This window comes from Pseudomonas sp. TWI929 (assembly GCF_039673335.1).
Taxonomy (GTDB): Bacteria; Pseudomonadota; Gammaproteobacteria; order Pseudomonadales; family Pseudomonadaceae; genus Aquipseudomonas.
The window spans coordinates 61,730-83,470 of sequence record NZ_JBDJLK010000017.1 but is presented as its reverse complement, the minus strand read 5'-3'; the positions used below and the strand labels follow the sequence as shown (position 1 = coordinate 83,470).

Here is a 21,741-nt window from a genome sequence, read left to right as displayed (position 1 = left end):
CGGGTTTACCCGCGAAGAGGCCGGCACAGGTATCCATGTCTAGCGGCCCAGGTACACCTCGACCACCCGCTCATCCGCCTGCACCTGCTCCAGCGACCCTTCCGCCAGCACACTGCCCTGGTGCAGCACGGTCACATGGTCGGCAATGCTGCCGACAAAGCCCATGTCATGCTCCACCACCATCAGCGAATGCTTACCAGCCAGGCCCTTGAACAGCTCGGCGGTGAACTCGGTCTCGGCATCGGTCATGCCGGCTACCGGCTCATCCAGCAACAGCAATTGCGGCTCTTGCACCAGCAGCATGCCGATCTCCAGGAACTGCTTCTGCCCATGCGAAAGCAAGCCCGCCTGGCGCTGGGCCAGCGGCAGCAGGCGCAGGGTGGTCAGCGCCTCCTCGATGCGCTGGCGCTGCTCACCGCTCAGGCGCGCCGCCAGGCTGGCCCACACCGACTTGTCGGCCTTCAGTGCCAGCTCCAGGTTCTCGAACACGGTCAATGCTTCGAACACCGTGGGTTTCTGGAACTTGCGGCCAATGCCGGCCTGGGCGATCTGGTACTCGCTCATGCGGGTCAGGTCGAGGGTGTCGCCAAAGTAGGCACTGCCGCTGTCGGGCCGGGTCTTGCCGGTGATCACGTCCATCATGGTGGTCTTGCCGGCGCCATTGGGGCCGATGATGCAGCGCAATTCGCCCACGCCGATGTACAGGTTCAGCGCGTTCAGCGCCTTGAAACCATCGAAGCTGACGCTGATGTCCTCCAGGCTCAGCACCGTGCCGTGGCGGGTGTCGAGGCCGGCCTTGCGGCTGTGGCCCAGGCCAATGGCATCGCGGCCGGCGCCGAGGGTGTCGAATACCGGCTCAAGCATGAATTCCGGGTGTACCGGGGGCACGCCTCTCATGGCTGGCTCCTTTTCTTCAACAGGCCGACCACGCCCTTGGGCAGGTACAGGGTGACGAGGATGAACAACGCGCCAAGGAAGAACAGCCAGAACTCCGGGAAGGCCACGGTGAACCAGCTTTTCATGCCATTGACCAGGCCGGCGCCGAGCAGCGGGCCGAGCAGCGTGCCGCGCCCGCCCAGGGCTACCCACACGGCGGCTTCGATGGAGTTGGTCGGCGACATCTCGCTGGGGTTGATGATGCCCACCTGCGGCACGTACAGCGCCCCGGCCAGGCCGCACAGCACGGCGCTGAGCACCCACACCAGCAGTTTGAAGCCGCGCGGGTCGTAGCCGCAGAACATCAGGCGGTTTTCGGCGTCGCGCACCGCAGTGAGCAGGCGGCCGAACTTGCTGCGAGTCAGGCGCCAGCACAGGTACAGGCTGGCCAGCAGCAGGCCGACAGTCAGCAGGAACAGCACGGCCCGGGTGCCTTGCGCGGTAATGTCGAAGCCGAGGATGGTGCGGAAGTTGGTGAAGCCGTTATTGCCGCCGAAGCCGGTTTCGTTGCGGAAGAACAGCAACATGCCGGCGAAGGTCAGGGCCTGGGTCATGATCGAGAAGTACACGCCCTTGATCCGCGAGCGGAAGGCGAACCAGCCGAACGCCAGTGCCAGCAAGCCAGGCGCCAGCACCACCAGGCACAGGGCCCAGGCAAAGTGCTGGGTACCGGCCCAGTACCACGGCAGCTCGGTCCACGACAGGAAGGTCATGAACCCCGGCAAGCCGTCGCCGGCTGCCTGGCGCATCAGGTACATGCCCATGGCATAGCCGCCCAGGGCGAAGAACAGCCCATGGCCCAGCGACAGCAGACCGGCATAGCCCCAGACCAGGTCCAGAGCCAGGGCGACAATGGCGTAGCAGAGGATCTTGCCGACCAGGGTAAGGGTGTAGGCCGACACTTGCAGGGCATGGTCCGCTGGCAGTAGCGACAGCAACGGCAGGGCCACCAGCAGCAGGACGACGACGGTGCCGATGGCCAGCGACAGGCGTGGCCCGGCCTTTTGTGTAGCGGTGACAAGCAGTGGCTGGTTCATCAGTCGATAACCCGTCCCTTGAGGGCGAACAGGCCTTGCGGGCGCTTCTGGATGAACAGAATGATCAACGCAAGGATGAGGATCTTGCCGAGCACGGCGCCGATCTGTGGCTCCAGCAGCTTGTTGGCGATGCCAAGGCCGAACGCCGCCCACAGGCTGCCGGCCAGTTGCCCGACACCGCCGAGCACCACCACCAGGAACGAGTCGATGATGTAGCTCTGGCCGAGGTCCGGGCCGACGTTGCCGACCTGGCTCAGGGCCACGCCACCCAGCCCGGCGATGCCCGAGCCGAGGCCGAAGGCGAGCATGTCGACGCGCCCGGTGGACACGCCGCAGCAGGCCGCCATGTTGCGGTTCTGGGTAACTGCACGCACATTCAGGCCCAGCCGCGTGCGGTTGAGCAGCAGCCAGGTCAGCAGCACCACGGCCAGAGCGAAGCCGATGATCACCAGGCGGTTGTAAGGCAGCACCAGGTTGGGCAGCAGCTGGATACCGCCGGACAGCCAGGCCGGGTTGCTCACCTCGACGTTTTGCGCGCCGAACAGCAGGCGGATGGCCTGGATCAGGATCAGGCTGATGCCCCAGGTCGCCAGCAGGGTTTCCAGCGGGCGGCCGTACAGGTGGCGGATGACTGTGCGCTCCAGCGCCATGCCGACCCCGGCGCTGACGGCGAAGGCCACCGGCAGGGCAATCAGCGGGTAGAACTCGATGGCGCCGGGGGCGTAGCGCTGCAGCAGCACTTGGACCATGTAGGTGCTGTAGGCGCCGAGCATCAGCATCTCGCCATGGGCCATGTTGATCACCCCGAGCAGGCCGAAGGTGATCGCCAGGCCGAGCGCCGCCAGCAGCAGGATCGAACCCAGCGACAAGCCGCTGAAGGCCTGGCCGAGCAACTCGCCGACCAGCAGCTTGCGCTGCACCTGGGCCAGGCTGGTTTCGGCGGCGGTACGCACGCCGGCATCGGTTTCCGCGTCGGGTTGCAGCAGCGCTTCGAGGCGCGTGCGGGCCAGTGGGTCGCCGGTTTCCCCCAGCAGGCGCACAGCGGCCAGGCGTACGGCCGGCTCGCTGGCGCCTAGTTGCAGGTTGGCCAGCGCCAGGCCGAGGGCGGCGTGTACGGCGGGGTCCACTTCAATAGCGAAGCGCCGGTCGAGGAAGGCCATTTGTGCCGGCTGGGCGCTTTTTTGCAGTTGTTGGGCTGCGGCCAGGCGGGTGTCGCTGTTGTCGCTGAGTAGCTGGTGGCTGGCCAGGGCGTTGTCGATCAGGCCGCGCAGGCGATTGTTCAGGCGCAGCTTGCGGGTGTCATCGGCGGCTATGCGGCTTTGGCGCAGGTTGTTTAGCAGCGGCAGGCGCGCGGCATCGGGTTGTGCCGCCCAGCCTTCGAGCAGGCGGGCCTGTTCGGCGGGTTTGGCGGTGAGGAAGAATTCGCCCTCGCTGGCTTGGGTGGCCAAGGGCACTAGCAGGAGCAGGGTGAGCAGCAGTCTGAGCATGCGGGCAATCCTGGAAATCGGCGGTGGATTCTTCGCGGGTGAACCCGCTCCCACAGGTACGGCGCAAGCGCTGAATCTTGTGCAATCCCTGTGGGAGCGGGTTTACCCGCGAATGGGCCGCACAGCGGCCCCCTTACACTCAGTTACCTTTCACAGCGTAATCAGGCCGCTTGTCATTCCCCGGAATGAACGGGCTCCAGGGCTGTGCCCGCAGCGGCTGCTCGGTTTCCCACACCACACTGAACTGCCCGTCATCCTGGATCTCGCCGATCATCACCGGCTTGTGCAGGTGGTGGTTGGTCTTGTCCATGGTCAGGGTGAAGCCCGACGGCGCCTTGAAGGTTTGCCCCGCCAGCGCCTCGCGCACTTTGTCGACATCGGTGGACTTGGCTTTCTCGGCGGCCTGCGCCCACATGTGGATACCCACGTAGGTGGCTTCCATCGGATCGTTGGTCACCGCCTTGTCGGCGCCTGGCAGGCCCTTGGCCTTGGCGTAGGCCTTCCAGTCTGCGACGAACTTCTGGTTCACCGGGTTATCCACCGACTCGAAGTAGTTCCACGCGGCCAGGTGGCCCACCAGCGGCTTGGTGTCGATACCGCGCAGCTCTTCTTCACCCACCGAGAACGCCACCACCGGCACGTCGGTGGCCTTCAGGCCCTGGTTGGCCAGTTCTTTGTAGAACGGCACGTTGGAGTCGCCGTTGACCGTGGAAATGACCGCCGTCTTGCCGCCAGCGGAGAACTTCTTGATGTTGGCGACGATGGTTTGGTAATCGGCATGGCCGAAAGGCGTGTACACCTCTTCAATATCCTTGTCGGCCACACCCTTGCTGTGCAGGAAGGCGCGCAGGATCTTGTTGGTGGTGCGCGGGTACACGTAGTCGGTGCCCAGCAGGAAGAAACGCTTGGCGCTGCCGCCGTCCTCGCTCATCAGGTATTCCACCGCCGGAATGGCCTGCTGGTTGGGCGCGGCACCGGTGTAGAACACGTTCGGCGACATCTCTTCACCCTCGTACTGCACCGGGTAGAACAGCAGGCCGTTAAGTTCTTCGAACACCGGCAGCACCGACTTGCGCGACACCGACGTCCAGCAGCCGAACACCACAGCGACCTTGTCCTGGGTCAGCAGCTGGCGGCTCTTTTCAGCGAACAGTGGCCAGTTGGAGGCCGGGTCGACCACCACCGGTTCGAGCATCTTGCCGTTCACCCCGCCCTTGGCGTTGATCTGTTCGATGGTCATCAGCGCCATGTCCTTGAGCGAGGTCTCGGAAATGGCCATGGTCCCCGACAGCGAATGCAGGATACCGACCTTGATGGTCTCGGCGGCCTGGATGCTCCAGCTCAGGCCCATAGCGGCAATCGATGCGCTGAGGGTAAAGGCCTTGATCAGACTGCGTCGCTTCATGTGCTCTCTCCGCTGAGTTTTTTATGGTGTTGGGCAAGCGGGGAGGGGTGTTGCAAGGGGTGTGCCTAGTGGCGAAAGCAGCGGGATAGAGGGGTTGTGCGAGGTGTTGGGGCGTTTGATGGGGCCAGCTTGGTGCCTGGGAAAATTGTGTGCACAGGATTGGGGCTGCATAGCAGCCCCAGCAGAATCAGCCGTTACGCACAGCCGAGCGTGGATGGCGCCTGTTGCGCACACCCTGGTAGGTCAGTGCCAGCAACACGAACCAGATCGGCGTCACCAGCAACGCCGCTCGGGTATCGTCTTCCAGGCTCAGCAACACCAGGATGAAGGCAAAGAACACCAGGCACACGTAGCACATGAAACGCCCGCCCGGCATCTTGTACTTCGACGCCTGGTGCAGCGCCGCGCGGTGCTTGCGGTACTTCAGGTACGACAGCAGGATCAGCGTCCAGACGAACATGAACAGCACCGCCGAAACGGTGGTGACCAGGGTGAACGCCTCGACCACGTTCGGCACCAGGTAGATCAGCACTGCACCCAGCAGCAGGCAGATGCAGGAGAAATACAGGCCGTTGGCCGGTACCGAGCGGCTCGACAGTTTTTCGAAAGCCCTTGGAGCATCACCTTCCTGGCTTAGGCCGTAGAGCATGCGGCTGGTGGAGAACACGCCGCTGTTGGCCGACGAGGCCGCCGAGGTCAGCACCACGAAGTTGATGATGCTGGCCGCTGCCGGCAGGCCCGCCAGCACGAACAGCTCGACGAACGGGCTCTTGCCCGGTACCACGTCGCGCCATGGGGTCACCGCCATGATGGCGATCAACGCCAGTACATAGAACACGATGATGCGCACCGGGATCGAGTTGATTGCCCGCGGCAGGGTGCGCTCCGGGTTCTTTGCTTCAGCTGCAGTAGTGCCCACCAGCTCGATGCCGACGAAGGCGAACACGGCGATCTGGAAGCCAGCGAAGAAGCCCATCAGGCCATTGGGGAACATGCCGCCGTCATTCCACAGGTTGGCCAGCTGCGCCGTGCGCCCGCTGGGCGAGGTGAAGCCGGTGATGACCATGTACAGGCCGGTAGCGACCAGGCCGAGGATGGCGACGATCTTGACCAGGGCGAACCAGAACTCCAGTTCGCCAAACATTTTCACCGTCACCAGATTCAGCGACAGCAGCAGGCCTACGCAAGTCAGCGCTGGTATCCACTGCGGCAGGTCGGGGAACCAGAACTGCGTGTAGGCGGCGATGGCGACCACGTCGGCGATGCCGGTGACCACCCAGCAGAACCAGTAGGTCCAGCCGGTGAAGTAGCCGGCCCAGGGGCCGAGCAGGTCGGCGGAGAAGTCGATGAACGATTTGTAGTTGAGGTTCGACAGCAGCAGTTCGCCCATGGCGCGCATGACGAAGAACAACATGAAGCCGATGATCATGTAGACGAAGATGATCGACGGCCCGGCCAGGCTGATGGTTTTGCCCGAGCCCATGAACAGGCCGGTGCCGATCGCGCCGCCGATGGCGATCAGCTGGATGTGGCGGTTGGTCAGGTTGCGTTGCAGGTGCTGCTCTTCTGGTGGTGTTGGTGAAGTTGCGCTCATAAGCTGCATTCCCTTGAAAGTCGCCGGCTAGGCTAACACGGGCTTTGCGCTTGGCGATCGCGACAGATCGACACGATTTTTGGATAGCAGCCGGTGTGGTGTAGGAATACTTCACCACCTTTGCCGGCCTCTTCGCGGGCAGCCCCGCGAAGAGGCCAGTGCAGAGATCAGGCGCTGGCCAGAACCCGGCGGCGCCTCACCACCAGGCTATCCACCACCCACATCACCACCATCGACATCCCCACTAGCGGGAACATCACCCCCAGCACCAGCATCACCCCTACTGCCGTCTTCCAGCGCGGCAGGTCATGACGCAGCGGCGGCACGCCCAGCCCACCCTCAGGCCGGCGCTTCCACCACATCACCAGCCCGCTCACTGAGCCCAGCAGAATCATCAGGCACACCAGCAGGATGATGATCTGGTTGAACGCGCCGAACATCTTGCCTTCATGCAGCATCACCCCCAGCTCGGTGGCGCGGGCGACCGGGCTGTAGTCCTGCCAGCGCACATCGGCCAGCACCTTGCCGGTGTACTGGTCGACATGCAGGGTGGCGTCGTTGCGCGGGTCATCGGCGAACACGGCAATGGTGAACACCCCGTCGGCGGTAGTGGGCAGGGTGATGCTGTAACCCGGCGCGACCTGGCGCGAGGTGGCGATGTCTTCAACCTGCTGCACGCTCACCTGGGGCGCTGCAGGCGTGGCCGACGCCATCTGGTGCCCAGCGTGTTCGGCGTGTGCGCCGGATTGCGGCATCGGCGTGTTTTCCATGGCCCACGGCACAGTCTGGCGGTGTGCGCTGTTCAGTTCACGCGCCTGCTGGTGCGACTTGGGCACGTCGTTCCACATGGCCGCCGGGAAGCGGTTCCACAAATCGGCGTACTGCTTGCCCCACATGCCGGTCCAGGTCATGCCACTGACCAGCATCAGCAACAGCAAGGCCGAACCCCAGAAGCCGGTTACCGCGTGCAGGTCGCGCCACAACAGCCGGCCGCGTGCCGACAGCCGTGGCCACAGCACGCCCGCACCATTGCGCCCGCGTGGCCACCACAAGTAAAGGCCCGACACCACCAGCACGATGCCCCAGCCCGCCGCCAGCTCCACCAGGCGGTCACCGACTGTGCCGACCATCAGTTCGCCATGCAGGGCACGGGCGATGGCCTGCAGGTTCTGCTTGGCGTCCTGCTCGCCGAGCACCTTGCCGCTGTACGGGTCGACGAACACGTTCAGTTCGCGCCCGCCGTCATGCACCACGAATTGCGCGCTGCGCTCGGCGTCAAGCGGCGGCAGGTACTGGCCCACGTGGCCCTTGGGGTAGGCCTGGCGCACTTCGGCCAGTAGCGTATCCGCGCCCTGTCGGTGATGGCCGGCTTCGACCACCATCAGGTCGCGGTACAGCAGCGGGTCGAGCTGCGGCTTGAACAGGTAGATGATCCCGGTGATCGCCAGCAGGATCATGAACGGGGCCACGAACAGCCCCGCATAGAAGTGCCAACGCCAGGCCAGGTTGTAGAAATTGATGCGTGTTCCTCTCATGGGAACCTCCTGTTTGACCAGCTGATGGGCGCAACCGAAGCTGCGCCCGTTGTTGTTGTCAGAAGCTGAAATCGACCTTGGTCCAGAAGGTCCTGCCTGGCTCGTTGACCGGCTGTGGGTCTGTTGCCGGGTAGCCGAACCCGGCGTTCCCGGCCAGGTTCAAGTGCTCGGCGTAAGTTTTGTCGAACAGGTTGTCGACCCCTGCGCTGAGCTTGAGGTGGTTGTTCACCTTGTAGGCACCGTTAAGCGAGAACACGCCGAAGCCGGCGCTCTTGGCGTAGTCCTTGCCAACCACGTTGCCCTGGTTCTCGGCAATGCGGTTCTGCGCCGCCACCAGCCGCCACAGGGCGCCGACGCTCCACACGTCGCGGCTGTAGGTCAGGCCCAGGCGGCTTTCCAGGGGTGGCATTTGCGGTAGCGCTTTGCCATCAGTGCTGTTCTTGCCCCAAGCGTAGGCCAGCGTGGCGTCGGCCTTCCAGTTTTCAGTCAGCAAGTAGGCGGCGCCCAGTTCGCCACCCATGATGCGGGCGTCGATGTTCTGCGCCTGCGAGGTGCTCATGCCCATCATGCCGGTGCGGTAGTCGAACAGGATGTAGTCGCGGATCTGCCCGACATAGCCCGAAGCCCAGGCTTCCAGGCGCTCGGTGCGGTACTGGATGCCGAAGTCGAGCTGGGTGGTCTTCTCTGGCTTGATGCCGTCAAAGGCATTGGCCGCACCGGGTGGTGCCAGCTTGGGCGAGAACAGCTCCCAGTAGTCGGGGAAGCGCTGGGCATGGCCGAGGCCGATGTAGGTGGTGGCCGGGATGGCTGCCAGGTCATGCTCGTAGCGCACGAAGCCGCTGGGCAGAGTGTCGGCGCGGGTGTCGCCTTCGGTGGCACTGCCCTTACGGAAGTCACGGGCCGAGGCGCGGTCGAGGCGGGCACCGGTAATCAGCCGGTCGTCACCACTGACGTACCAGGTCAGTTCGCTGAAGGCACCGTAGTTGTGGAAGTCAGCGTCCTTGGTCCAGGCCTGGCCCTTGTGCGCGTCCACGCCCATGCCGCCTCGCTTGCGATGCTCGTTGGTCTGCGCGTCGATGCCGCTGATAAGCTGCACGTCGGCCCAGCGCCAGGTGGCCTTGATGCGTGCGCCCAAGGTGCGACGGTCGACGTTGCTGACCATCGGCATGCCCATCATGCCGCTGCCCGACGGCGTGCGCAGGCTGTAGTTGTCCATCACATGGTCGGCGTAGTTGTAGTAGACCTGCGCCTCGACCTTGTCCAGCACCTCGCCGAGGTTGGACTTTTCCAGGCGCAGGCCCAGGCTTTCGCGCTTGAACTGCGAACCGTCCATGCCACGTCCGGCATAGCGGGCCTCGCCATCGCCCTTGCCGGCGGTGAGCTCCAGCAGGGTGTCCTGATCGGGGGTCCAGCCCAGGGCAACGTCGCCATTCCATTTGTCCCAGCGCGACGGCACGGTGTCGTTGTTACCGTCGTGGTAGTCGTCCGAGCGTGACTGGTTGCCAACGAAGCGGGCATAGACCTGGCTGTTGCCGGCGGCGGTATCCAGCACCTTGTCGAAACGGCCGTTGGAGCCGGCCAGCAGGCTGGCGTTGACCCGGCTGCCGAGGGTGCCGAATTTTTCCGGTTCGCGCTCGAAGAGGATGGTGCCTGCCGAGCCGCCCGGGCCCCAGATCACGCTTTGCGGGCCCTTGATCACGGTCAGGCGGTCGTAGGTTTCTGGCGAAATGTACGAGGTCGGGGCATCCATGCGGTTGGGGCAGGCGCCGAGCATCAGGCCGCCGTTGGTGAGGATGTTCAAGCGCGAGCCAAACATGCCGCGCAGTACCGGGTCGCCATTGGTGCCGCCAGCGCGGATTGCCGAGAAGCCGGGAATGGTTTTCAGGTAGTCGGCGCCGTCGCTGGCCGGCACTGGCTGGCGCGGGTCTTTCGGGTTGGTGACCACGGTCAGTGGCGAACTCGGGGCCACGGCTGTAATCACGGTTGGGCTCAGCTCGGGTGCTGCGTGCGCATGGCCTTCATGGCCAGGGTCGGCGGCCAGGGCCACAGGCGCGAGGAGTGAGCCGCATACGGCGGCGAGGGTCCCACGCAGGGACAAGGCAGAAACAGGGGTGCAGCTGGACATAATGATTCCAGTCGATCAGTCATGAGTAAGCGCGAAGCCTCCTGGCTCCGTACGCAAGATGTGGGTTCAGACGTTGATCGAGGAAGGCGGGGCGCGGCTGCGTGCACCGGGGAATACAGCCTGCCGGGCATGGCCCTGGTGCGTTGGCGCAAACAGGTGGCTGGTGGGGATGACGCTGCCGGCACTGAGTGGGCTGAGTGCCTGGGGCAGAGCGGGGCAGTTGAACAACAGGCTGCAGTAACCGCACTTTTCCCACATCACATGCAGCTGGCCATCGCCGCCGTGGCCGTGATGTGCGTCGTTGCCATGCTGATGGGCAGCCGCCATCGGCATGTCCATCGGCATGCTCATGCCGGCGTGGTGGTCCATCGGCATCGACTGGGAAATCAGCGGGCCGATGAAAATCATCCACATGGCGAACAGGCTCAGCCATCCGCCACCGGCGCGCCTGCGGTCAGGGCGGGTGGTACGGCTGGTGCTGTTGCGCGGCAGGCTCATGGCGAGTGCCTGTCAGGAGGTGTCAGTGCGCGTGTTCGTGGGCTTGCGGCTGGTCCGTTGGCGCCTGCTTCTGCACGGCCACGTCAACAGTGATGTCGCCGGCCTTTTCGAAGTGCAGGGTCAACGGGAAGCGCTTGCCGTCGCTGAGCAGGCTGCGGTCCTTGGGCTGCATCAGCATCACATGGTAGGCGCTGGGGGCGAAGGTCAGGTCCTTGCCGGCGGGCACCACCACGCTGGGCACCCGCTGCATCTTCATGGCGCCGCTGGCGCTCATGGTGTGCTCGTGCAGTTGTGCATCATCAGTGATGGGGCTGTCGACGCTGAGCAGGCGGTCATCGGCCTGGCCGTTGTTGTGCAACACGAAATACGCTGCGACGTTGGGCGCATTGGGTGGCAGTTGCAGCGACCAGGGGTGGGCAATGTGCAGGTCACCCACGGTGTACTCGTGGGCGTTGGCAAAGGCGCCGGGCAGCAGCAGGGCGGCCATGACGAGGGCGTGCTTGAGCATGGTGAATCTCCGTTTCTGATCAGGTTCAGGCAGACAGCGTGATGAACTCAGGCCAGCGGAGAGGCACGGGGGTTTAGCGCAGGCCAGAGCTGGCGCGGCGTGGGTTGGTAGTCAGCGGGTGGCGGCAACAGCCCGGCGAGCAGTGTCGGCGGGTTGTGCAACTGCGGCGGGTAGCTGGGCAGGGCCAGCAGTGGTGCGGCGCCGGAGCAGCACCAGCAGTTCATCATGCCAGCGCTGTCGTCGCTTTGCGGGCCGAGGTCGATCTTGGCCAGGGCCTGCACATCGACCTTGGCCTTGTTGGCCATGCTGGAACAGAAAGCCCCCCACAGCAGCTGCTCCGCCGGGCCCTTGGGCGCGGCAGAAGACAGCGGCATGGCCAGCAGGTTGAACAGCACTGCAAGGCAGGCTATCCAGGCAATGTGCCGACGTGGGGGCATGGAGAGATCCGGTCAGGAATCGTGGTGGGTATTGTAAGGCCGAGTATAGGTAAAAATGGCGGGGTGCGGTGAAGTGACGCAGGTGGGCAGTTAAAGCGGTGTCGCCTGCTTCGCGGCGGTTCGACGCCTCGACATGCCCGCTCCCACAGGATTACCAACAGCCTTGAGAGCGGTGGTGTACCTGTGGGAGCGGGCGAGCCCGCGAAGAAGGCTAAATCAATCTCAAGCCTTGCCTCGCCCCATCAGCCCACGCACGGTCTCTTGCAGGTCCGCCGGCAACACCACCACCTTGGCATTGTTGCTCCCGGCCAGGTTCTCCATCGCCCCGACATAGCGCTCACCCAGCAAATACATCGCCGGCACGGTCTCGTTGCCCACCGCTTCCTTCACCAGCGAAATCGCCCGCGCCGAAGCCTCGGCCAGGCTGATCTGCGCCTCGGCATCCAGCCTGGCCGCCTGCAGGCGCGCCTCTGCTTCAAGGATTGCCGCCTGCTTGGCCCCTTCGGCGCGGGTCACGTCGGCCTTGCGCTCACGCTCGGCTGCGGCTTGGCGTTCCATGGCCAGTTGCATGTTTTCCGATGGCTTGATGTCCTGGATTTCCACCGAGCGCACGGTCACGCCCCAGTCTTCGGTCTGCTCGGACATCGCCTCGCGCAGGCGTGCCTTGATCTGCTCGCGGCTGGACAGCGCTTCATCGAGGTCCATGGCGCCGACGATGGCGCGCAGCGAGGTCATGGTCAGGCTGGTGACGGCAAACGAGAAGTTCTGCACGCCGTAGGAAGCCTTCTGCGGGTCGACCACCTTGGCGAAGCACAGGGCGTTGGCGACGATTACTGCGTTGTCCTTGGTGATGATCTCTTGCTGCTGTACATCGAGGATGATGTCTTTGGTCGGCAGGCGATAGGCGACCACGTCCATGTACGGGATGACGATGTTCAGGCCCGGCTTGAGGGTGCTGTGGTAGCGGCCCAGGCGCTCGACGATCCATTCTTCGCCCTGGGGCACGATGCGTACCCCCTTGAACACGGTGATCAGGACGAACAGGGCGATGGCGCCGACGACGATGAGGCTGGTCATGATGCTAAATTCCTTTTAGTGCGGTTTCAGGCCCGGATGACGCGGGCGGTGTTGCCCTCGATGGCGGTCAGGCGCACCCGTTCGCCTGCGGCAATCTCGCTGTCGGCAATGCAGGTCCATTCTTCGTTGCCGAGGATCGGCTTCTGGAAACGCACGCGGCCCTTGTGGAACTCCGACACGCCAGCGGTCAGCAGGCCCACTTCGCCGATCACGCTGTCGGCAGTCCAGCGCACATCCGGCTGCTTGCGGCGGAACAGCTTGAACCATAGCGCAGTGGTGGCTGACGACAGCAGTACCCACAGCAGTACCTGCATGTCCAGTTGCAGGCCGGGGGCAGCCAGAGAAATGAGAGAGACCAGCACGGCACCGATGCCGAACCAGAGAATGAAGAACGTCGGCAGGACCAGTTCGAGCAGGATCAGCGCGATGCCAAACACCAGCCAGATCCACCATTGCATTTCCATATGGGTGAAGCCTTCCGGGGGAGGGGGTTAGAGCTTAATGCAGCTTTAGTCTCGAAGGCCATTTGAATAGAGCATCGTAGGCTCTGGAGAAGTCGGTTAGATGTGTAGGAAATGTAACTGGAGTGAAGGGCTCAACCGGCGGTATTCAGCCAGTCCTCTACCCGCAACCCCGGAACACGCTGAAACTCCCGGAGATTATTGGTGACCAGAATCAGGCCAAGCGCCCGGGCATGGCCGGCAATCAATTGATCGTAAGGCCCGATTGGTGTGCCAGCCTTTGCCAGCTCCGCGCGTAACTGGCCGCTGTGCTCTGCAGCATGGTCGTCGTAGTCAAGTACTTCCAGGCGCGCAGCGAACCCCTCGACGACCTTGAGATTCTGTTGTGGATTGGCCGACTTCTCTGCGCCGTAGATCAACTCCATCAATGTCACGGTACTGATTGCCAGCTGACCATGGTGGCGATTGAACGCCTCGCGAACGAATTGAGGTTTGTTTTTGATCGTGAAAATGCAGATGTTGGTGTCCAGCATGTACCTGAGCATTAAAACCCTTCGCGTTCCTGATCTGCGGGTTGATCACGGCTGGCCATGTACTCTGGCGTTGCATCGTCGGCGTCGAACCAACTGTCCCATGATTCCCCAGCCGGGGTGATGATGCGCGTACGGCCTATTGCGACAATGTCCACACGGGTAACGTCTTCAGGAAGGGCGACGGACTTTGGCAAGCGGATGGCCTGGCTGCGGTTGCTTTTAAAGACAGCACCTTGCTCCATGATGGGCCTCCTTGAAAAGCGGCAATGTGTGACTGAAGTTTAGGTAGGCAGATGTATATGTCAATGGGATATACAGCCAGTTGGTACAAGCGGTCAGAGTTCCAGGCTCTGTGTGAAAAGCCTTGATACTGCGTTGAAAACAGCCTTGCCTGACCTTCGTCTCAAGACATTTCACACAGAGAGCCTAGTCTGGCCAGCAGCTCATCCGTGTGCGCAAACAGTAGATCTACATGCGGCAGCGTCGGGCGCTTGAGGATCAACACGGGCACACCAAGCTCCCGCGCCACCTCCAGCTTCGGCTCGGTCGCCACGCTGCCGCTGTTCTTGCTGATCAGCACATCGATCTTGCGCCGCTGGAACAGCGCCCGTTCATCCTCGATATGGAACGGTCCACGCGCACCAATCACTTCGCATCGCGCGTTGCCAGGGCAGGCCTCCAGCGCTCGCAAAGTCCAGAACTGCTCCGGCGGAATCTCCTCCAGATGTTGCAGCGGCTCCCGCCCCAGGGTGAACAGCGGCCTGCGGAACGGTTTGAGTGCTTCGATCAACCCCGCCCAGTCTTCGACTTCGCGCCAGTCGTCCCCCGCCTGCGCCTGCCAGGCCGGTCGGCGCAAGGCCCAGCACGGCACACCAGCAATTCGTGCGGCGCTGGCGGCATTGCGGCTGATCTGCGCGGCATAGGGGTGGGTGGCGTCGATCAGCAGGGTGATACCTGCCTCGCGCAGGTAGCTGGCCAGGCCCTCGGCGCCACCAAACCCGCCGACCCGCACCTGGCATTGCAGGTCCTGCGGCACCCTGCCGATACCGGCCAGGCTGTAGACATGTTGAGGGCCAAGGCGGCGGGCGATGGCCAGGGCTTCGGTGATGCCGCCTAGCAGCAAGATGCGAGTCGTCATTGCACGCCTGCCTTGCCGACGATACCGCCCTGGCGGTCGATGGCGAATACTTCCACGTGTACCTGTGCCGGCACCACGCTGCGGGCAAAGGCCAGGGCGTGGGCACACACCGCATCACCCAGGGCGATGCCGGCTGCATGCGCCAGGGCCAGCGCCTGCTGGCTGGTATTGGCGTCCATGATCGCGGCCTGCAGGGCTTCGTCGGCACCGATGTCTGCAGCCCAGCCGGCCAGTTGTGGCAGGTCGATGCTGGAGTGGCGGCTGTGCAGGTCCATGTGCCCGGCGGCCAGTTTGCTGATTTTACCGAAGCCGCCGCACAGGCTCAGGCGCGACACCGGTACCTTGCGCAGGTGCTTGAGCACCGCGCCGACGAAGTCGCCCATTTCGATCAGGGCGATTTCCGGCAGGCCGTAGACACGGCGCATGGTGTCTTCACTGGCGTTGCCGGTGCACGCGGCAATGTGCGTGTAGCCGTTGGTATGGGCCACGTCGATGCCCTGGTGGATCGAGGCGATATAGGCCGCGCAGGAAAACGGCCGCACGATACCGCTGGTGCCGAGGATCGACAGCCCGCCAAGGATGCCCAGGCGCGGGTTCATGGTTTTCAGCGCCAGCTGCTCGCCGCCCTGCACGTTGACTGTGACCTCGAAGCCACCCGCGTAGCCGCACTCGTCAGCCAGGCGTTGCAGGTGCTCGCTGATCATGCGCCGTGGTACCGGGTTGATGGCCGGTTCACCCACTGCCAGTACCAGGCCTGGGCGGGTAACAGTGCCTACGCCCTGGCCGGCGACGAAACGGATACCGGGCTCGCTCTGCAGGCGCACCTGGCTGTAGAGCAGGGCGCCGTGGGTCACGTCCGGGTCGTCGCCGGCGTCCTTGAGTGTGCCGGCTTCGGCGCTGTCGTCAGCCAGGCGGCAGAATTCCAGGCGCATCTGCACCACCTTGCCCTTGGGCAGGGTGATATCCACCGCATCGTCACGCTGCCCGGTGAGAAGCAGCTTGGCCGCCGCCAGGCTAGTGGCGGTGGCGCAGCTGCCAGTGGTCAGGCCGCTGCGCAGGGGCGCGGGCTGTTCGCGGGTTTCTTCACGCATCGGCGGGCTTTACCACTTCAAGCAAGGTGATTGGCAGCGCCTGGCGCCAGGTGTCGAAGGCGCCCAACGGCTGGGCATGGGCGACATGCACGCGGGTCAGTTCGCCACCGTGTTGCTCGCGAAAATGCGCTAGGGCCAGTTCGCTTTGCAGGGTCACTGCGTTGGCCACCAGCCGGCCGCCGGGGCGCAGGTTTGCCCAGCACAGGTCGAGCACGCCTTCGCGGGTGACGCCGCCGCCGATGAAGATTGCATCGGGTTGCTCCAGGCCTTCCAGCGCTGCCGGTGCCTTGCCGCGGACCAGTTGCAGGCCGGGTACGCCTAACGCATCGCGGTTGTGTTCGATGAAGCCCTGGCGGCCTTCGTCGGCCTCGATGGCCAGGGCGCGGCAGGCTGGGTGGGCGCGCATCCACTCGATGCCGATCGAGCCGCAGCCTGCGCCCACGTCCCACAGCAGCTCGCCGGGTTGTGGTGCCAGACGCGCCAGGGTGATGGCGCGGACATCGCGCTTGGTCAGCTGGCCGTCGTGGCGGAAGGCGCTGTCTGGCAGGCCGGCCAGCCGGTGCAGGCGTGGCTGGTCGGGCGCGGCCAGGCATTCGATGGCGACCAGGTTGAGTGCGGCGATATTGGTGTGCGGCCAGTCCTGCGCGGTGCCGGCCAACTCACGCTCCTGTTCGCCACCCAGGTGTTCGAATACCCGCAGGCGGCTTGGCCCGAAGCCATGCTCGCGTAGCAGCGCGGCAATTGCCGTGGGGCTGTCGCCATCGTTGCTCAGCACCAGCAGGCGTATGCCGCTGTACAGGTGGGCGTTGAGCGCCGCCAGTGGCCGGGCCACCACCGACACCACCTGCACGTCTTGCAGCGGCCAGCCCAGGCGGGCAGCAGCCAGGGCGCAGGAGGAGGGCATCGACAGCACACGCATTTCTGCGCCAGGTACCTGGCGCGCCAGGCTGGCACCGACGCCGTAGAACATCGGGTCGCCGCTGGCCAGCACGCACACCGGCTCGCCGCGCAGGGCCAGTACCGGGGCCAGCGAGAACGGGCTTGGCCAGGCCAGCCGTTCGCCGGCCACGCAGCGTGGCAACAGGGCCAGCTGGCGCGGGCTGCCGAAGATCCGCGCAGCGCCCAACAGCGCGCGCCTGGCCTGCTTGCCCAGGCCACTGAAGCCGTCTTCGCCGATGCCTACTACTGTCAGCCAGGGTGTCATGTATACCTCTTCAAGATTTTGGGGCTGCTTTGCAGGCCATTGCGACACAAGGCCGCTCCTACACGGGGTGCGGTGATCCCTGTAGGAGCGGCCTTGAGTCGCGATGGGGCGCACAGCGCCCCCAAAATTTCAGCCCAAACCCGAATGATGCTCGACCACCGGCTTTTCATGCCGCCGGACAAAGCAGGCATAATACCGCGCCTTCTACACTCAAGCGCATTTTCACAGATTGCCGGACGCCCCTTTGACGCAGGCCCATGCCCCCCATGTATCGCCCCGCCCCTCGGCCTGCCCGGGGTTGTGGCGCATCGTCAGTGCCCGTGATGGCGGTATCTGCCGTATCAAGCTGCCGGGTGGCCTGCTGCTGGCCGAGCAGGCCGACGCCGTGGCAGCGGCGGCCGAGCGTTTCGCTGGCGGGGTGATCGAGGCCACCAACCGCGGCAACTTGCAGATTCGCGGCATCGGCAGCGAGCATCGCGCCTTGGTCGACACTTTACTCGCTGCTGGCCTGGGCCCGCGCGAGGCGGCCGGTGACGATGTGCGCAACCTGATGCTCAGCCCGCTGGCGGGGCATGACCCGGTCATGCTGCTGGATGCCCGACCGCTGGCCGGGCAGATCCTCGAGCTGCTCGAAGGCACCCCGCGTTTCCACCAGTTGTCGGCCAAGTTTGCCGTGCAGCTGGATGCCGGCGAAGGCCTGGCCATGCTTGAACATCCGCATGACCTGTGGCTGTCGGCCCTGCGCCTGGAACAACAGACCTGGCTGGCGTTTGGCCTGGCGAGTTGCCCGCACGTCGGCCAAGTGCTCGGAGCGGTGCCGGTGGAGCAGGGCCTGGCGCTGGTGCGCGCCGTACTGGAACGCTTCCTCGACCTGGCAACCCCGGCGCAGTCACGCATGCGCCAGTTGCTTGAGACGTGCTCGGCAAGCGACTTTGTCGGCGGGCTTGGCCTGGATATTCGCCGCGATGCTGCCGTGCTCGCCTGGCGCCGAGAAGCTCAACACGCTTCATGGCTGGGCAAGCTGCCCCAGGCGCATGGCCTGGCCCTTGGTGTTGCCCCGCCGCAAGGCCGCCTGACCCCGGCCATGCTGCGTGGTGCCGCCCGCATTGCCCGTGAACTGGGCGACGGCAGCCTGCGCCTGAGCCCCTGGCAAAGCCTGGTGCTGACCAACCTGCAAGCACAGCACATCGAACAGGCCCAGGCCGAGTTGTCCGCCCTTGGCCTGCTCTGCCACGACCATGAGCCGCTGGCACGCATCAGCGCCTGCACCGGCAGCAGCGGCTGTGCCAAGGCCCTGGGCGAAACCAAGGCCGATGCCGTTACCCTGGCCGTGCTGCTGGGCCCTGGCACCCCCGCCAGCGTGCACCTGTCCGGCTGCCCCCGATCCTGCGCCATGGCCCATGTTGCCCCGGCCACCCTGCTGGCCCGCTCGCCGGGCCGTTATGACCTGTACCTGCGTGACGCGCGCCAGCCGGGCTTTGGTGCCCTGCGCGGCACCGACCTTACCTTGAACGAAGCAGGCGCCATGCTCGACCTGCCGACGGAGCACCTTGATGATTGACTACATCCGCGATGGTCAGGAGATCTATCGCAATTCCTTCCGGATCATCCGTGAGGAAGCCCGACTCGAGCGGATCCCCGCAGACCTCGAAAAGCTCGCCGTACGGGTGATCCACGCCTGTGGCATGGTCGACGCCATCGATGGCCTGCAGTTCTCCGAAGGCGCTGGCCGGGCCGGGCGCGAGGCGCTGCTGAACGGCGCGCCGATCCTGTGCGATGCGCACATGGTTGCCGAAGGCATCACCCGTGCCCGCCTGCCCGCAGACAACAAGGTTATCTGCACCCTGCGTGACCCCAGTGTGCCAGGCCTGGCCAAGGACGCCGGCAACACCCGTTCCGCCGTGGCCCTGGAGCTGTGGCGCCCGCACCTGGAAGGCAGCGTGGTGGTGATCGGCAACGCCCCCACCGCGCTGTTCTACCTGCTGGAAATGCTTGACGCCGGTGCCCCCAAGCCGGCGCTGATCCTCGGCTTCCCGGTCGGTTTCGTCGGCGCTGCCGAGTCCAAGGCCATGCTCGCCGCCGACAGCCGCGGTGTTCCGTTTGTAATCATGCAAGGCCGCCTGGGCGGCAGCGCGATGGCCGCTGCCGCGGTCAACGCCCTGGCCACGGAGGTGGAGTGATGGCGCCGCGTGGACGACTGCTGGGGCTGGGCGTGGGCCCAGGCGACCCGGAACTGATTACCCTCAAGGCCCTGCGCCTGCTGCGTGAAGCGCCGGTGGTCGGCTACTTCGTGGCCAAGGGCAAGCGTGGCAATGCCTTCGGCATCATCGAGGCGCACCTGCAGCCCGAGCAGACCTTGCTGCCGCTGGTCTACCCGGTGACCACCGAGGCGCTGCCAGCGCCGTTGTCCTATGAACAGGTCATCAGCGACTTCTACGACGAAGCCAGCCTGCAGGTAGCCGAGCACCTGGATGCCGGCCGTGACGTGGCGGTGATCTGCGAAGGCGACCCGTTCTTCTACGGCTCCTACATGTACCTGCACGACCGCTTGGCACAGCGTTACGAAGCCGAGGTAATCCCTGGTGTCTGCTCGATGCTGGGTGGCGCTTCGGTGCTGGGTGCGCCGCTGGTTTACCGCAACCAGAGCCTGTCGGTACTGTCTGGCGTATTGCCGGCCGAGGAGCTCAAGCGCCGTCTGGCCGACACCGATGCGGCGGTGATCATGAAGCTTGGCCGCAACTTCCCCAAGGTGCGCGAAGTGCTGGCCGAACTGGGCCTGGACGGGCGCGCGCTGTATGTGGAGCGCGCGACCATGGCCAACCAGAAGATTGTGCCGCTGGACCAGGTCGACCCGCAGTCGTCGCCGTACTTCTCGCTGATCATCGTGCCGGGGGAAAAATGGCAGGGCTGAACATGCACAAGGCACCGGCAATCGTCATTCTTGGCCCGGGCAGCCTGGCTACTGCGCAGCGTATCCAGCAGTGTTATCCACAGGCATCGATCCATGGCCTGGAAGGCCGGGTCGAGGGTGCCGACGTCTACTACGGTGCGTTCGGCGATACCTTGCGTGGGCTGTACCAGCAGGACACGCCGATCATCGCGCTGTGTGCCGCAGGTATCGTCATTCGCAGCCTGGCCAGCCTGCTCAACGAGAAGGGCGCGGAGCCGCCGGTGCTGGCCGTGGCCGAGGATGGCAGCGCAGTGGTGCCGTTGCTTGGTGGTCTGGGCGGTGTGAACGTGATGGCGCGCGAAATCGCTGAGGCGTTGGGCGTTGCTGCCGCCATCACCACCAGTGGCGAACTGCGCTTTGGCACCTGCCTGTTGAACCCGCCGCAGGGCTATGCCCTGGCGGATATCGAGCAAGGCAAGCGCTTTGTCTCCGACCTGCTGGCTGGCGAGTCGGTGCGCATCGAAGGTGATGCGCCATGGTTGCTGCAGGCGCAGTTACCTGCCAGCGAAGCGGCGCAACGCACCATCCATGTGGGGCATCACGCGCGTCCGGCCAACCGCGACGAGCTGCTGATCCACCCGCGCTCTGTGGTCGTGGGGGTTGCAGGCGGCAATCTGCACGGTATTCGTGCGGCCTTGCAGCAGGCCGGCATCGCTGAGCCTTCAGTGGCCTGCGTGCTGGCGGATGAGCAGGCGATGGCCGACAGCGCCTTGCACGAAGCGGCGCAGGCCTTGGGTGTTGCCCTGCGCTTCGCGGCCAAGCCAGGCGACGTGGCCAGCATGGTGGCTGCGGCGTTGCCCGATGCCGAGTTGATCGAACAGGCCGAAGTGGTCATCGCGGTGGCGCCTGCCCCGGTCGAGGTGGCGCAGATTGGACGCCGCCGTGGTCGCCTGGCCGTTATCGGCCTGGGCCCAGGTGCCGCCGAACTGATGGTGCCGGCGGTCAAGGCCGAGCTGGCGCGCGCCGAGGATGTGCTTGGCTACGAAACCTATGTGCGCATGGCCGGCCCGTTCCGTGACGAGCAGATCCTGCATTGCACCGACAACCGTGAAGAGATGCAGCGTGCCCGGCATGCCTTCGAACTGGCGGCCCAGGGCCGTTCGGTAGTGGTGGTGTCGTCGGGCGACCCAGGCGTGTTCGCCATGGCGGCGGCGGTACTCGAAGCGCTGCACGAGTCGAGTGACCCGGCGTGGCATCGCGTCGACCTCGAGATCCTGCCTGGGGTGTCGGCCTCGCTGGCGACCGCCGCACAGGCAGGCGCTCCGCTGGGGCATGACTTCTGCGTGATGTCGCTGTCGGACAACCTCAAGCCTTGGTCGATTATTGAAAAGCGCCTGGACCTGGCCGCGCAGGCCGACCTGGTGCTGGCGTTCTACAACCCGATTTCCAGGTCCAGGCCATATCAGCTTGGCGTGGCGCTGGAAGTGGTACGGCGGCATCGCGAGGGGAACACGCCTGTAGTCCTTGGCCGTGACATCGGTAGGCCGGGGCAGACGCTGAAGGTAGTCACCTTGGCCGAACTGCTGCCAGAAATGGTCGACATGCGCACCATGGTGCTGGTGGGGTCTTCCACCACCTGCGCGTTCGACCGCGCAGCTGGCGGGGTCTGGGTCTATACCCCACGCTGGTACGGTGCCAAGCCGTAAGCAGTGGCAGCCCGGGCGGATGAGGAATTGCTTCGGGGCAGTTTGGTGCGCAGGTCACAGGTAGGTTTGCGGCTGGAGC

21 protein-coding genes are annotated in these 21,741 nt (G+C 64.8%); 4 read left to right on the top strand and 17 right to left on the bottom strand.

The window, feature by feature from the left end; translation table 11 throughout:
- Nucleotides 1–39: 39 nt before the first annotated feature.
- The 17 genes from urtD to cbiE form a co-directional block, all read right to left on the bottom strand.
- On the bottom strand, nt 40–897 hold the full coding sequence (gene urtD, locus ABE456_RS10325) for an urea ABC transporter ATP-binding protein UrtD (RefSeq protein WP_346643805.1): 858 nt from the start codon (nt 895–897) through the stop codon (nt 40–42).
- Nucleotides 894–1,973, bottom strand: coding sequence for an urea ABC transporter permease subunit UrtC (gene urtC, locus ABE456_RS10320; RefSeq protein WP_346643804.1), 1,080 nt, complete (start codon nt 1,971–1,973; stop codon nt 894–896). Before urtC ends, urtD begins: the two co-directional genes overlap by 4 nt.
- Complete coding sequence (urtB, locus tag ABE456_RS10315) at nt 1,973–3,460, bottom strand: urea ABC transporter permease subunit UrtB (RefSeq protein ID WP_346643803.1); 1,488 nt, start codon at nt 3,458–3,460, stop codon at nt 1,973–1,975. The genes urtC and urtB overlap by 1 nt, the downstream gene beginning before the upstream one ends.
- Before the next feature lie 139 nt (nt 3,461–3,599).
- On the bottom strand, nt 3,600–4,865 hold the full coding sequence (gene urtA, locus ABE456_RS10310) for an urea ABC transporter substrate-binding protein (RefSeq protein WP_346643802.1): 1,266 nt from the start codon (nt 4,863–4,865) through the stop codon (nt 3,600–3,602).
- A 187-nt stretch (nt 4,866–5,052) separates the two neighbouring features.
- Complete coding sequence (gene cycA, locus ABE456_RS10305; protein ID WP_346643801.1) at nt 5,053–6,459, bottom strand: D-serine/D-alanine/glycine transporter; 1,407 nt, start codon at nt 6,457–6,459, stop codon at nt 5,053–5,055.
- A 167-nt stretch (nt 6,460–6,626) separates the two neighbouring features.
- On the bottom strand, nt 6,627–7,994 hold the full coding sequence (locus tag ABE456_RS10300; protein WP_346643800.1) for a PepSY domain-containing protein: 1,368 nt from the start codon (nt 7,992–7,994) through the stop codon (nt 6,627–6,629).
- A gap of 58 nt (nt 7,995–8,052) precedes the next feature.
- Nucleotides 8,053–10,119 carry a TonB-dependent copper receptor gene (locus ABE456_RS10295; RefSeq protein ID WP_346643799.1) on the bottom strand — a complete coding sequence of 689 codons (2,067 nt, stop codon included), beginning with the start codon at nt 10,117–10,119 and terminating at the stop codon, nt 8,053–8,055.
- A gap of 66 nt (nt 10,120–10,185) precedes the next feature.
- Entirely contained in the window at nt 10,186–10,617 is a 432-nt protein-coding gene (locus ABE456_RS10290) for a DUF2946 domain-containing protein (protein WP_346643798.1), read from the bottom strand.
- Nucleotides 10,618–10,639: 22 nt separating this feature from the next.
- Nucleotides 10,640–11,125 (bottom strand): copper chaperone PCu(A)C, encoded by a 486-nt coding sequence (locus ABE456_RS10285; RefSeq protein WP_346643797.1) that lies wholly within the window; start codon nt 11,123–11,125, stop codon nt 10,640–10,642.
- A 47-nt stretch (nt 11,126–11,172) separates the two neighbouring features.
- The gene (locus ABE456_RS10280; protein ID WP_346643796.1) at nt 11,173–11,562 is read right to left on the bottom strand and encodes a DUF2946 domain-containing protein; all 390 of its coding nucleotides are present in this window, start codon (nt 11,560–11,562) and stop codon (nt 11,173–11,175) included.
- Between the two features lie 222 nt (nt 11,563–11,784).
- On the bottom strand, nt 11,785–12,639 hold the full coding sequence (locus ABE456_RS10275; RefSeq protein ID WP_346643795.1) for an SPFH domain-containing protein: 855 nt from the start codon (nt 12,637–12,639) through the stop codon (nt 11,785–11,787).
- A 26-nt stretch (nt 12,640–12,665) separates the two neighbouring features.
- Nucleotides 12,666–13,103 carry an NfeD family protein gene (locus ABE456_RS10270; protein ID WP_346643794.1) on the bottom strand — a complete coding sequence of 146 codons (438 nt, stop codon included), beginning with the start codon at nt 13,101–13,103 and terminating at the stop codon, nt 12,666–12,668.
- Between the two features lie 131 nt (nt 13,104–13,234).
- Nucleotides 13,235–13,645, bottom strand: a complete 411-nt coding sequence (gene vapC / locus ABE456_RS10265; protein WP_346643793.1) for a tRNA(fMet)-specific endonuclease VapC — start codon at nt 13,643–13,645, stop codon at nt 13,235–13,237.
- A complete protein-coding gene (gene vapB / locus ABE456_RS10260) occupies nt 13,645–13,875 on the bottom strand; it encodes a type II toxin-antitoxin system VapB family antitoxin (protein WP_346643792.1) in 231 nt (76 codons plus the stop codon). The genes vapC and vapB overlap by 1 nt, the downstream gene beginning before the upstream one ends.
- Before the next feature lie 161 nt (nt 13,876–14,036).
- On the bottom strand, nt 14,037–14,771 hold the full coding sequence (locus ABE456_RS10255) for a cobalt-precorrin-6A reductase (protein WP_346643791.1): 735 nt from the start codon (nt 14,769–14,771) through the stop codon (nt 14,037–14,039).
- Nucleotides 14,768–15,862: a cobalt-precorrin-5B (C(1))-methyltransferase gene (locus tag ABE456_RS10250; RefSeq protein WP_346643790.1), complete on the bottom strand. Its 1,095-nt coding sequence runs from the start codon at nt 15,860–15,862 to the stop codon at nt 14,768–14,770. Before ABE456_RS10250 ends, ABE456_RS10255 begins: the two co-directional genes overlap by 4 nt.
- Nucleotides 15,855–17,066 carry a precorrin-6y C5,15-methyltransferase (decarboxylating) subunit CbiE gene (cbiE, locus tag ABE456_RS10245; RefSeq protein WP_346643789.1) on the bottom strand — a complete coding sequence of 404 codons (1,212 nt, stop codon included), beginning with the start codon at nt 17,064–17,066 and terminating at the stop codon, nt 15,855–15,857. The genes ABE456_RS10250 and cbiE overlap by 8 nt, the downstream gene beginning before the upstream one ends.
- Before the next feature lie 229 nt (nt 17,067–17,295).
- Between cbiE and cobG the strand changes: the two genes are divergently transcribed.
- From cobG to cobJ, 4 genes are read left to right on the top strand one after another with little or no spacing between them, the layout of a single operon-like run.
- Complete coding sequence (gene cobG / locus ABE456_RS10240) at nt 17,296–18,627, top strand: precorrin-3B synthase (RefSeq protein ID WP_346643788.1); 1,332 nt, start codon at nt 17,296–17,298, stop codon at nt 18,625–18,627.
- A complete protein-coding gene (locus tag ABE456_RS10235) occupies nt 18,620–19,246 on the top strand; it encodes a precorrin-8X methylmutase (protein WP_003257545.1) in 627 nt (208 codons plus the stop codon). The genes cobG and ABE456_RS10235 overlap by 8 nt, the downstream gene beginning before the upstream one ends.
- A complete protein-coding gene (locus ABE456_RS10230) occupies nt 19,246–19,977 on the top strand; it encodes a precorrin-2 C(20)-methyltransferase (protein ID WP_346643787.1) in 732 nt (243 codons plus the stop codon). Before ABE456_RS10235 ends, ABE456_RS10230 begins: the two co-directional genes overlap by 1 nt.
- Nucleotides 19,965–21,662, top strand: a complete 1,698-nt coding sequence (gene cobJ / locus ABE456_RS10225; RefSeq protein ID WP_346643786.1) for a precorrin-3B C(17)-methyltransferase — start codon at nt 19,965–19,967, stop codon at nt 21,660–21,662. The genes ABE456_RS10230 and cobJ overlap by 13 nt, the downstream gene beginning before the upstream one ends.
- The last annotated feature ends 79 nt before the right edge of the window (nt 21,663–21,741 follow it).

Bases quoted from the DNA above. Each gene is read 5' to 3' on its own strand.
- urtD (WP_346643805.1), bottom strand. From the start codon at position 897: ATGAGAGGCGTGCCCCCGGTACACCCGGAATTCATGCTTGAGCCGGTA.
- urtC (WP_346643804.1), bottom strand. From the start codon at position 1,973: ATGAACCAGCCACTGCTTGTCACCGCTACACAAAAGGCCGGGCCACGC.
- urtB (WP_346643803.1), bottom strand. From the start codon at position 3,460: ATGCTCAGACTGCTGCTCACCCTGCTCCTGCTAGTGCCCTTGGCCACC.
- urtA (WP_346643802.1), bottom strand. From the start codon at position 4,865: ATGAAGCGACGCAGTCTGATCAAGGCCTTTACCCTCAGCGCATCGATT.
- cycA (WP_346643801.1), bottom strand. From the start codon at position 6,459: ATGAGCGCAACTTCACCAACACCACCAGAAGAGCAGCACCTGCAACGC.
- ABE456_RS10300 (WP_346643800.1), bottom strand. From the start codon at position 7,994: ATGAGAGGAACACGCATCAATTTCTACAACCTGGCCTGGCGTTGGCAC.
- ABE456_RS10295 (WP_346643799.1), bottom strand. From the start codon at position 10,119: ATGTCCAGCTGCACCCCTGTTTCTGCCTTGTCCCTGCGTGGGACCCTC.
- ABE456_RS10290 (WP_346643798.1), bottom strand. From the start codon at position 10,617: ATGAGCCTGCCGCGCAACAGCACCAGCCGTACCACCCGCCCTGACCGC.
- ABE456_RS10285 (WP_346643797.1), bottom strand. From the start codon at position 11,125: ATGCTCAAGCACGCCCTCGTCATGGCCGCCCTGCTGCTGCCCGGCGCC.
- ABE456_RS10280 (WP_346643796.1), bottom strand. From the start codon at position 11,562: ATGCCCCCACGTCGGCACATTGCCTGGATAGCCTGCCTTGCAGTGCTG.
- ABE456_RS10275 (WP_346643795.1), bottom strand. From the start codon at position 12,639: ATGACCAGCCTCATCGTCGTCGGCGCCATCGCCCTGTTCGTCCTGATC.
- ABE456_RS10270 (WP_346643794.1), bottom strand. From the start codon at position 13,103: ATGGAAATGCAATGGTGGATCTGGCTGGTGTTTGGCATCGCGCTGATC.
- vapC (WP_346643793.1), bottom strand. From the start codon at position 13,645: ATGCTCAGGTACATGCTGGACACCAACATCTGCATTTTCACGATCAAA.
- vapB (WP_346643792.1), bottom strand. From the start codon at position 13,875: ATGGAGCAAGGTGCTGTCTTTAAAAGCAACCGCAGCCAGGCCATCCGC.
- ABE456_RS10255 (WP_346643791.1), bottom strand. From the start codon at position 14,771: ATGACGACTCGCATCTTGCTGCTAGGCGGCATCACCGAAGCCCTGGCC.
- ABE456_RS10250 (WP_346643790.1), bottom strand. From the start codon at position 15,862: ATGCGTGAAGAAACCCGCGAACAGCCCGCGCCCCTGCGCAGCGGCCTG.
- cbiE (WP_346643789.1), bottom strand. From the start codon at position 17,066: ATGACACCCTGGCTGACAGTAGTAGGCATCGGCGAAGACGGCTTCAGT.
- ABE456_RS10235 (WP_003257545.1), top strand. From the start codon at position 18,620: ATGATTGACTACATCCGCGATGGTCAGGAGATCTATCGCAATTCCTTC.
- ABE456_RS10230 (WP_346643787.1), top strand. From the start codon at position 19,246: ATGGCGCCGCGTGGACGACTGCTGGGGCTGGGCGTGGGCCCAGGCGAC.
- cobJ (WP_346643786.1), top strand. From the start codon at position 19,965: ATGGCAGGGCTGAACATGCACAAGGCACCGGCAATCGTCATTCTTGGC.